This window comes from Bacillus sp. J33 (assembly GCF_000518885.1).
In the GTDB taxonomy this organism is placed as follows: domain Bacteria; phylum Bacillota; class Bacilli; order Bacillales; family Cytobacillaceae; genus Cytobacillus.
In genome coordinates this window covers 1-10815 of the sequence record NZ_JAEL01000141.1, presented here as the reverse complement: position 1 = coordinate 10815, position 10815 = coordinate 1, and the positions used below count along the sequence as shown (strand labels likewise).

Annotated in this window: 11 protein-coding genes and 2 pseudogenes; 12 read left to right on the top strand and 1 reads right to left on the bottom strand. The window is 34.5% G+C overall.

What is annotated here, in order from left to right; translation table 11 throughout:
* Positions 1 to 402 precede the first annotated feature (402 nt).
* From L634_RS0126715 to L634_RS31845, 5 genes are all read left to right on the top strand, one after another.
* Entirely contained in the window at positions 403 to 888 is a 486-nt protein-coding gene (locus L634_RS0126715; protein ID WP_026585052.1) for a DinB family protein, read from the top strand.
* Positions 889 to 1175: 287 nt separating this feature from the next.
* On the top strand, positions 1176 to 1601 hold the full coding sequence (locus L634_RS0126710; protein WP_026585051.1) for a MarR family winged helix-turn-helix transcriptional regulator: 426 nt from the start codon (positions 1176 to 1178) through the stop codon (positions 1599 to 1601).
* The gene (locus tag L634_RS0126705; protein WP_026585050.1) at positions 1585 to 1926 is read left to right on the top strand and encodes a DUF3147 family protein; all 342 of its coding nucleotides are present in this window, start codon (positions 1585 to 1587) and stop codon (positions 1924 to 1926) included. Before L634_RS0126710 ends, L634_RS0126705 begins: the two co-directional genes overlap by 17 nt.
* 144 nt (positions 1927 to 2070) lie before the next feature.
* Positions 2071 to 2757 carry an MBL fold metallo-hydrolase gene (locus L634_RS0126700; protein WP_026585049.1) on the top strand — a complete coding sequence of 229 codons (687 nt, stop codon included), beginning with the start codon at positions 2071 to 2073 and terminating at the stop codon, positions 2755 to 2757.
* Between the two features lie 357 nt (positions 2758 to 3114).
* On the top strand, positions 3115 to 3426 hold the full coding sequence (locus L634_RS31845; protein ID WP_232233853.1) for a hypothetical protein: 312 nt from the start codon (positions 3115 to 3117) through the stop codon (positions 3424 to 3426).
* 232 nt (positions 3427 to 3658) lie between these two features.
* On the opposite strand, the pseudogene L634_RS31840 reads toward L634_RS31845, so the two are convergent.
* Positions 3659 to 4346 (bottom strand): annotated as a pseudogene (locus L634_RS31840) (MFS transporter); the annotation flags it as partial.
* A gap of 729 nt (positions 4347 to 5075) precedes the next feature.
* Here L634_RS31840 and L634_RS0126680 point away from each other — a divergent pair.
* From L634_RS0126680 to L634_RS0126650, 7 genes and pseudogenes are all read left to right on the top strand, one after another.
* Complete coding sequence (locus tag L634_RS0126680) at positions 5076 to 5450, top strand: hypothetical protein (protein ID WP_026585047.1); 375 nt, start codon at positions 5076 to 5078, stop codon at positions 5448 to 5450.
* A 176-nt stretch (positions 5451 to 5626) separates the two neighbouring features.
* On the top strand, positions 5627 to 6172 hold the full coding sequence (locus L634_RS0126675) for a GNAT family N-acetyltransferase (RefSeq protein ID WP_026585046.1): 546 nt from the start codon (positions 5627 to 5629) through the stop codon (positions 6170 to 6172).
* 497 nt (positions 6173 to 6669) lie between these two features.
* Complete coding sequence (locus tag L634_RS0126670) at positions 6670 to 8058, top strand: aminotransferase-like domain-containing protein (RefSeq protein WP_026585045.1); 1389 nt, start codon at positions 6670 to 6672, stop codon at positions 8056 to 8058.
* Positions 8059 to 8196: 138 nt separating this feature from the next.
* A pseudogene (locus tag L634_RS33645) lies at positions 8197 to 8325 on the top strand (hypothetical protein); the annotation flags it as partial.
* Between the two features lie 93 nt (positions 8326 to 8418).
* Entirely contained in the window at positions 8419 to 9621 is a 1203-nt protein-coding gene (locus L634_RS0126660) for an aminotransferase-like domain-containing protein (protein ID WP_026585044.1), read from the top strand.
* A 390-nt stretch (positions 9622 to 10011) separates the two neighbouring features.
* Positions 10012 to 10251 (top strand): hypothetical protein, encoded by a 240-nt coding sequence (locus tag L634_RS31835; RefSeq protein ID WP_051428426.1) that lies wholly within the window; start codon positions 10012 to 10014, stop codon positions 10249 to 10251.
* Positions 10252 to 10389: 138 nt separating this feature from the next.
* Positions 10390 to 10680: an RNA polymerase alpha subunit C-terminal domain-containing protein gene (locus L634_RS0126650; protein WP_026585043.1), complete on the top strand. Its 291-nt coding sequence runs from the start codon at positions 10390 to 10392 to the stop codon at positions 10678 to 10680.
* Positions 10681 to 10815 lie beyond the last annotated feature (135 nt).

The window sequence follows — 10815 nt, the reverse complement described above, 5'->3', positions numbered from 1 at the left end:
GGTGCTTACGTTCTACCCCGGCTACATGGTTATAATAAAACCATATAAAATATGGTCAACCAGAAATATCTGGCTAACCATATAATACGAACGGGTGCTTTTGTTCAAGATCAGCTGCCAAACCAGGCGGCTTTTTTGTTCAACAAAAGGGGCAGCCGTTTTCGCTTCTTTTATTGAGGGAGGTTTGTTTAAGAAGGGGCACAATATCTGTTTAAAGTAAAGGGTACGTTTCTTCCAGAGGAGCTACCATTTCAGGTAGCATTTTCGTTTGAACTAAAGGGCAGGATTGTTGAAAAAGGAATTCAACCTATGTTTGTAGAAATAGTAATTTTTAACAATGTTTGGCATTGCTTTAATAGTATTTTAACAGTTAAATTATTTTCTAAATGGGGAGGAGCATTTTTGCAAACTTTTTTTAGATATAACTGGATGGTAAGAGAAGACTGGTATCGTTGGTGTGAAGAGTTAAGTGAAGAAGAACTTCTGCGGAACCGAACGGGTGGAATGGGAAGTATATTGCATACACTTTTCCATATTGTTGATGTCGAATGGAGCTGGATACGTCTCTTACAAGGTAAAACTGACTTTCAGGAGAGTTTCGATTGTTATAAAAGCTTGAACAAAGTTCGAAAATTGGACGATGAATTTCATTTAGAGGTGGAAAACTTTGTGAACACCTGGGATGCTTGTATGGAAAATCAATTATTTTATGATACCTTGCAAGATGGAAGAATTGTGACGGATACTTGGGGTGAAATAATGCGACATGCTATTGCTCACGAAATTCACCATATAGGGCAATTATCAATTTGGGGAAGGGAATTAGGGAAAAAGCCTGTTTCTGCAAACCTTATAGGTCGGGGTCTTTCCTCTCATTCGAATAAATAATTCAAATAGATATTAATTTAGACGGTTTCTATATATATTGGGTGTGATCCTTTAATTAGAAATCGCCTTTTCGATGTTCTGCTGCAGGTCAGTTTTGTAAAGCAATATTAGTTTGTTAAGAATTGTACTTAAAGTAACGGGTGCCTATTTTCAAGATCAGCTGCCAAACCAGGCAGCTTTATTCTTTTTGAACAAATGGGGATGTTAAGTGAAAGAACAGTTGTTTTATTATATTTTATATCGTATCATAAGATATATTCTTGAATTACGATATAAGGAGAGGTTATATGATTAAAGAAATTGCACTTTTAAATCATCTTTGGACGGACATTTACTACCAATTACGTTATAACCACCAAGAAAAAATTACTCACCAAAGTATACGCATTCTACAAGTTATTCAAAAAGAGGAAGAAGTAGGAATCAAAGAAATTGCGGAAGCTATTCAGGTGTCTCATAATACAGCTTCTGAGCATATTAAACGCTTATTGGAAAAAAATTATGTATTTAAAACCCGTAGCACCAAGGATGAGCGAAAGGTTATTCTAGGGCTCTCTGATTTGGGAATAGAAGTTTTACACCGTCATTCCAGTCTAGATGAAGAAAAACTGAAACAAGTTCTATTCGAGCGAATGAGCTATGAAGAGAGGCAACGCATAATAGAGGCATTTACATTATTAAAGGAGAGAGCAAAGGATGTTCACAATAGTTAAGGTTATAATTTCGGCTATTATAATTGGTGTTATTACTGAAATTTCTCGAAGATATCCTCAACAAGGCGGAATCATTGCTGCCTTACCGATCGTAAGCCTTTTAAGTATTATATGGCTATATACACAGGGCGAACAGATGGACAAATTAAGTAAGTTTGCTATTGGTGTTGTGTGGGGACTTCCTGGAACGGTTGTGATGTTGATAATCATAGGAGTTGCTCTCAAACATTCCATAAATTTATTTGCTTCATTAGGTCTGGGAATCGCAGGGTGGCTAATCTTATATTTTGCTCAAGACCTGATTGTGAAAAATCTAATTAACTAAATGGGCAGTTTGAGAATATATATACTTAAGCTCTCTCAGTCAGGTACGATTTTCTCTCAAATACTAATGGTTACTTATATTCAAGATCAGCTGCCAAACCAGGCGGCTTTATGTTTTTGAACTAAAGGGAGTATGGAGGAAAAGATGAAGATAATAGAACTACCGATTGAATTTGAATTTAATGGACAAAAAAATTACATTTATCCTAGCTTAATAATATTGAATAATGAACTGACCTTGGTTGATACAGGGTATGCAAATTTTCTGCCTTTAATCGAAAATGAGATTTTAAAAAATGGATATGAAATGAAGAATTTAAAGGCTATAATCATTACTCACTTTGATGATGATCATATAGGTTCTTTATATGATTTCAAAGAAAAGTATCCTTGGATTAACATTATTGCTAGTGAAATTGAATCAAAATATATTAGTGGTGAAATGAAGTCAGAGAGATTGGTTCAAGCGGAAGAAATGCTGGAAAATATGGCAAATGAAGATATGGAGTTTGGTAAATGGTTTATACAGCAATTAATGAATTTGAAACATGTTCCAATTGATAAAAAGGTAAATGATGGTGATTTAATTTTAGATAACAAATGCAGAGTAGTAGCTACACCAGGGCATACTTCAGGACATATTTCATTATATTTTCCTAGTTTAAAAAGTGTAATTACAGGTGATGCAGCTGTTATAGAAAATCATGAATTAGTCATTGCTAACCCAAACTTTTGTTTAAATGTTGAGAAAGCAGAGGAGTCTTTGACTAAGATTAAAAATCTTAAAGCTGAAAAATACTATTGTTATCATGGCGGAAAATTCACTTTATAATTGGGGGCAAAACGTTAATATTCGTCTATTGAATAAAGCAACCTTATTATCCCTATATACAGCCGGGATTTAATACCTTTTAAAAAAATATAAAAGTCATTCAGCAAACGGGCTATTTAATGTGATAAGCCATCTACGCTCTTTTTATTCATAGGGGCCAGATTCTTAAATAAAGTATCTTCAACAATCGGTCGCACTTCTTAAAAAAGAAGGCGTCCTTTTTACTTTTGACTATTGGCTATGTTAAAGAATTATGTTGATTTTATTCTTTATTTGAAACAAAACATTTAATTAATCGTATATAAATTATAGATTGGAAATAGGAATTGAAATCTAAAAATGAGGTGAAAAACCGATATGCAAATAGTCTTATTTTTGGCGATAATTGGGCTATGCTTGTTTGGTTTTAATTGGCTTATGGGGTATAGGAAAGATTACATTACCATTGATTTAGATGAGAGATATATGGATTTTGGAGAGTATGTTAAAGCTATACAGGATGAACTTGTTAAACAAGGGAGAGAGGTCAGTTATAAAGGAAATCGAAAATTTATAATTGATGGGCGTTCCTATATTTTCATAGAACGAAATATTTCTATGGGGGCGTTCCTTTACAAAGAACAATTCTTAAACCCGAAAAATGACATCCAATGTTTTTCCAAAAACTAGCTAATAGAAGAATAACAAAATCATCCCTTAATCATTACTTAGAATTGTGATTAAGGGATTAGGTAATCATTAACAGTTCCTCGCCAATTCAGGTTGAAGGCACTAATTAGTGATTCTAATAAAAATGAGCCCACCTAATGTGAATTTTGTGAATAAATGAACTTAGACTAAAGGGGTACTCATGTTCAAGATCAGATGGTTAATTAAATGTAAAAATAAATCCGATTTGTGATTAACTTGGACTTTTTTGTATTACTGTTTTATTAGAAATGCTTTTTTGTTTTTCAGTTTTTTTAGCAGGCATAAAGCATGCAAAAACTAAGGACAGAAAAGCTAAGATTAACATAAATGTATAGGCATCGCTTGAGCCAAAGATAGAAGCTAATTTCGCTAAGTTGTATAGATGTAATGTTTTCGTTTTCCATAGATAGCTCAGAAGCATGTGAATTTGCTTGAATTGTATAAACTGTGATGACAACTGCTGTTCCAATAGCACCTGCTAATTGGCGAACAGTATTATTTACTGCTGAACCATGTGAACCCAATTCTCTAGGTAAAGCATTCAAACCAGCTGTATTTAAAGGCATAGTAATGAAGCTTAATCCAATTCGCAAAATACATGTACGAACCATTAAATATAGATAGGTTGTTGATTCTGATAAATCAATCACTCCCCACATAGAAATAATGATAAATAGTAAACCTGTAATAAAGAGTGGTTTAGCACCATATTTATCATACATTCTACCTGTTACAGGGGATAAGAAGGCATTTATCACAGCTCCAGGCAATAAAAGCAAACCTGCTTCAAAAGCTGTAAATCCCCGTCCATTCTGCAAGTAAATGGGTAAAAGAATTAAATCCGCAAACATAATCATGGTAATTAGTACATTAATGAATGAGGTGAGAGTGAAAATTTTACAACTTTTTAATAGTCTCCTTTTGTTGTGTTTGTGAAAAGGTGTACTTGTGCTAACGGGTGCAAGAGTTGAAGAGCCAGTGGGGATCAGTAGCTCTTTTTTTCTTTTTCCGGGGGTTAGTTGAACAAAGAGGGATCTACTTTATTTTTATGAAATTTGACTGGATACCCGTCATTTCCTTTTATTTCTTTCCCATTTTATGAATACATTAGTGAAGATATATGTCATTATTCCCGCAATAAGAGATATTATTAAGTTTCTAATACTCAACAAGCCATAATCGTGATAATAGGAAATAAGTGCATAAGCATCATTTTTGTAATACATCATCAATATTGTTAAAGCAATTTTATGAGTTAGCGGGAAAAAGAAACTGAATAAAATAATAAAAAACAGATACTTTTTCACTTTATCAAATCCTTATAATAAACTTATTAAGGATAGATATATGTACAAGCCAATTAAAAATTACTACTTAATTATCTAAATTACTCCGAGAATAACTAAAGGAATTTCGTTAATATAGAAGTTCCCAAAATTATATTAGAAATCAACAATAAAATTTAAATGAGCTTTGGAATAAGTGAATGTTAAGTTTTTGAAGTTTCATTGATCCAGGAAGAAAATAACGCTGTTGATTGAACTATTCAACAAACGGGAGTTTAGTTGAATAACAAATCGACATAACCATTAATCTTAGACATACTCATTAAATTGAGGCGATATCATTTGAGAAGAAGCATTATCGGTATTGTAGTTATAGTTTGTATGGCTTTTGGTGCAATTTTAATCTTTAATGAACGTTTAGATAATACAGTTGATACGGGGTATCCAAGTGAATTAGATCTGTTTGACCAAAAGCTAAAGGACACTCTTTTAAAAGAAATTGGCTGGCGATTGTATGAGGAAAACTTTTCTTTTGGTTTAGAATCAGAAGTGCTATCTAAAGAAGAAGTTGAAATTGTAATAAAATTACCTATAGAAAAAATTAATAAAGAAACTAAGAATGAAGTAAATAAGATTATTAATGAAGTTGTTACAGCGAGTGATTTTAATCCTGCAATTTTCACCATAAGAGTAACGGCCTATGAAAACCAAAATTAAAAAGGATTAAAAATTTATTGTACTATAAGTAGGAAATTGTGTATTGTTAGAGATCAGGGCTGTCATTAGGGCAGCTTTTTCTTATTAAACAAACGGGCAAGTTAGTGCAATAAGAATTTACATTAGTTTTGCCTAATTTGAATATAATGGCAGTAAAAAGATATTGGAGGGGTTTTATGAAGCTATTAGGGGAACAAATTTATCTTCGACTTTACAAAACTTCTGATGCCACCGAGTTAGCTAACTTACATACTAGAAATCGCGAATTTTTTCAACGGGTTAGCCCATTACTTCCAGAAGCCTTTTATACAGAAGAACATCAAAAAATACGGATAGAACAGGCATTAAAAAAGACAGATGAAGGGGAATTATACGCTTTTGGAATCTTTTTGAAAGCAACTGATAAACTTATCGGAGACATTTCATTAACTCAAATTGTTAGGGGAGTTCTCCAAAGCTGTTATATCGGATTTACTTTAGATAAGGAGTATAATGGAAAGGGCTATACAACAGAAGCTCTTCAACTTGTTGTAGACTTTGCTTTTAGAGAATTAAAACTACATAGAATTGAAGCAGGAGCTATGCCTGACAATACAGCATCTATTCGTGTATTAGAAAAAGTAGGGTTTAAAAAAGAAGGTATAGCTAAAGAAAATCTAAAGATTAATGGCAAATGGACAGATCATCAAATATTAGCTATTATCAACAGCCTGGATGTGTAAGTTCATTTCACTTCCGAAATTATATATGTAAACGAAACGCAGGCACGCGCGAGACGGCCTTGTAAAATTTTTAACATTCACAACCACATCTTCAAGAAAAGTACGTGGTGATAAAATTGTATACTGTATATTTTAGATGGATTTTGTACTTATCTATGGAGTTGTTTGGCAACTCTCTTTTTATCGAAGAAGTCTTTCACTTAAACTACCGGGTGTATTGACCCAGAAGGATTAGACACCTTTTTTTGTTGAATTCCTTATTAAACAAACGGGTCAGGTTTGTGGAAGAACATATAAGTAATTGGTGGAGAGCAATTTTCTGTTATGTAAAACGACTTTTAAACCAAACGGGTACAAGAGTTCCAGTTTATGATGCCAAACAGGGCGGTTATTTCTTATCCAACAAACGAACGGACAGGTTAGTACAAAAAAGGGAGCAAGGGTTATAATTAAGGATGCAGCGTTATTAAAATATTGTATGAAAAAGGATGCTTATCATGCCGATTAATTCTTTTGAAAATTATCCGATGACCTGGAAGCCGTCCATTGATAAAACAGAAAAGCCTATTTATCAAGCACTAGCAGGGCAATTGGAAGAAGATATTTTAAACGGAGTTTTATTACCCGGAACCAAACTTCCTCCACAGCGAGAATTGGCCGATTATTTAGATTTAAATTTAAGTACCATTTCAAAAGCATTTAAAGTGTGTGAATTAAAGGGCATGTTAAGTGCAACTGTCGGAAGTGGCACATTTGTATCGTATGATGTGTTATCGAATGCGTATTTACTTGAAGATACAAGGCCGAAGAACTTAATTGAAATGGGAGCAACACTGCCGGATAATTCTTCTTACGAGCCGCTGATGCTCCAGCTGAAAAGTATGCTGCAAGAGGCCGATTATGAAAAATGGTTTGGTTATGGCCGGGCAGGCGAAAGCCATTGGCAAAAGGATGCAGCTATAAAGCTGATCCGAAGAGGCGGGTTAGAAATAACCGCTGATCACATTTTATTTGCAAATGGGGGTCAGAATGCAATTGCTGCAGCACTGGCAAGTCTTTGTAAGCCTGGAGAACGCATTGGTGTTGACCAGCATACGTACCCTGGCTTAAAAACTGCTGCAGCGATGCTTAGTGTGCAGCTAGTACCAATTAAATCAGAGAACTATGAAATGAGTCCCGCGTCTTTTGAATATGCGTGTAAAAATGAAAATATTAAAGGCATTTACTTGATTCCAGATTATCATAATCCGACAGCTTCCTTTATGTCAGTCAAGAATCGAAAAATGATCGCAGCCATTGCCAAAAAGTATAATCAGTTCATTATTGAAGATGCATCGTACCATCTTCTCAACAAAAAACCACTGCCAGCAGTGGCATCATTTGCACCTGAGCAGGTTGTCTATATTGCAAGTTTATCTAAATCATTAGCACCAGGCTTGCGACTAGCCTATGCAGCAGTGCCGAGTCAATTCAAGGAGCCCATTTCAAAGGCACTTTATAATTTAAATGTATCCGTTTCCCCATTACTGGCAGAACTGGCAGCACGTACGATTGAATCGAATCAATTTGAAGTCTTAATTGAGGGTCATCGGGAACAAACTATTCGCAGAAACCAAGTCGTAAACCGATATTTGGGAGACTATACGTGTTTAGGTGCTGAAACAGGCAACTTTCGCTGGCTGCTTCTGCCTGGCAAGATTACAGGTGCTGAATTTGAAACGTTAGCTAAACGGCAAGGGGTACAAGTGTTTGCAGCTGAACGTTTTGCAGTTGGAAACAGTTGCCCGGATAGGGCAGTAAGACTTGCTGTCTGTGCAACGGAAACGCTTGAAGAGCTTGAGCGCGGATTGATTATCCTTAAAGGTCTGCTAAACAATCTTAGCTAATATTGTTCGCCATACAATTATAATATTGTATGGTTTTTTTGTGCGTGTTAAGATTACTTAAATCTAGTTGGAATATTAAGAAAATAGTAATAGCCTTCTAGAATGGGAGGTGAGATTGTGTTGCTTATAGATCGTGTAATGGTTGTAGCACTTTCAAGTTATACAACCCTTTCAATTGCTGATGCCGTCCTTTCATTACTGCTTATTCCAATTGTTATTTGGGCCGGTATTCATCAAACAGAGATAGGTGTAAATAAAAATAACTGAATATTCAGGATTCGATTATAGTAAAAGTAGCTATTAAGCTTTTAATAATTGCGAAACATAAATTACAAAAAATAAAAAAAGGAATGTTTATAAATGGATAATAAATTTGCTGAAAGAGCTCGTTTAGTAAAATCTTCTGAGACAAGAGAAATACTAAAAGTAACAGAAAGACCAGAAATCATCTCTTTTGCGGGAGGACTGCCAGCTCCAGAGTTGTTTCCTGTAGAAGCTCTTAAGGATGCATGCAATGCTGTATTGAATGAAGAAGGTACGGCTTCTCTTCAATATAGTACAACTGAAGGATATATTCCTTTAAGAGAAGCTATTTGTCAAAGGATGAAAGTTGTCGGGATTAACTCTGGCTTTGAAAATATTCTTATTACATCAGGATCCCAGCAAGCAATCGACCTTACTGGAAGATTATTCATCAATGATGGAGATACTATTATTTGTGAAAGCCCAACTTATCTTGCAGCAATTAATGTATTTAAGTCATATAATGCCCAATTTATTGAAGTTGCAATGGATGAGGATGGAATGGTGATGGAAGAGCTGGAGAAAAAGCTGCAGAAGCATCCTAACACAAAATTTATCTATACGATTCCAGATTTCCAAAACCCTACAGGCCGCACATTAAAACTTGAAAGACGAAAAAGGATGATTGAGCTAGCTAATCAATATGATGTGCTGATTGTAGAGGATAATCCCTATGGAGCGGTAAGATTTGCTGGAGAGGAACTACCGCCTGTGAAACATTTTGACACAGAGAGTAGAGTCATTTATTTAAGCACTTTCTCTAAGATTTTCACTCCCGGTCTTCGGCTTGGCTGGATTTGTGCAGACGAATCTTTCATTGATAAGTACGTTGCTTTTAAGCAAACAGCTGACTTACATACTGACAGCTTTGCTCAAAGAATTACAGCAAAGTATATGGAACTTTACGATATCGGAGAACACATTAAAAAAATCAAAGCTGTTTATAAAGAAAGATGCACAGCTATGTTATCTTGCATTGAAGAATTTTTTCCAGATAATTTGTCTTACAGTAAGCCAGAAGGTGGATTATTTATTTGGATTGAGCTTCCTGAGGACGTTGATTCAACGCATATATTTACAGAGTGCTTGAAAAACAATGTTGCTTGTGTTCCCGGTGTACCATTTTTTCCAAATGGTACACAAACAAATACCTTACGTTTAAATTACTCAAATATGTCTAAAGAGAAAATTATTGAAGGTATGAAGCGTATGGGAGAAGTATTACATCGTGAATTAGAAAAAGAAACAACTCTTTTATGATCCAGAGCTGACAGTCTGACAGAGGAAGACACTTAAAGAAACAAGGTCTTATACCCCAATTTTATATATCCTTTGATGGCTGCATACGGGGATATTTACTGTACAAACAGCAATCATCTTAAAAATTTCTAATTGTTATTTTCCAAAAGGGATTATTTTTTGCTTTATTTGATCCTCTGCCTGATATTTTGTATGGAGTTAAAGGACAACAACTTTCCTGTATAAACTAAAAGGCTAATAACTTTGTAATAGATACACTTAAACTACAGGGTACAAGAGTTGAAGTTCCAGAAAGGATCGGCAGCTCTTTCTTGTTCCACTAGCGGGAAAGTTATTTTAATAAAAATTAATATGGGTTAGGAAATATAGTAATTCAGGAGGGTTGGTTTTTTGTTCAATTTGGAGAAAATAAGAGAAAATATTATTGCTTTAAACGAGTCAGATGCTAAAAGTCTATTAATGCTTACAGCCGCAAATATACAAATGGTAAAAGGAGGAAATGGTAGTTTTTCAAGTGAAAACTGTGTAGATGAATTAATAAGATTATTTAATAGCATCCATGAACTTAAAAATGAAAAGAAAAATGAGAAATTAACTCAAGTCATTCAACTAACGGATGACTTGAGTTGAAGATCGGAGCTGTCATTGAGGCAGCTATCTCTTATTCAATAAATGGGCAGTTTAGTGGAGGAAGCTCTTATCCAACACTCGGGCCAGATTTGTGAAATATGTTAAAATTGGATACAGAATTTGTTTGGAGGGATTATTTTGACAGTAGAAAAAAGTTTAAGGGTTTGTGAAAAGGGGCATAAGTATTACAAAAGTAGTGAATGTCCAAGTTGCCCTACATGTGATAAGGAGAATAAGCCTAAAAGTGGCTTCCTTTCGAAACTCAGTTCACCTGCAAGAAATGCATTAGTTCACGAAGGGATTGACACTTTGCAAGAACTATCCAAGTACACAGAAAAAGAAATATTAAAAATTCATGGTATTGGACCCGCTTCCTTACCTATTATGAGAACTTCATTAGAAGAAGAAGGGCTATCATTTAAAGAATAAATAATCTGTAATATGGAATAACTTGACGTACCTTACTTAACTAAACCAGCTAATAGTTTGTCAACATTTTTCACTAAAAAACTTAAATTACTCATGTTATACTAAAAATGCGCATGCTAAATAACCTTCCGTTAA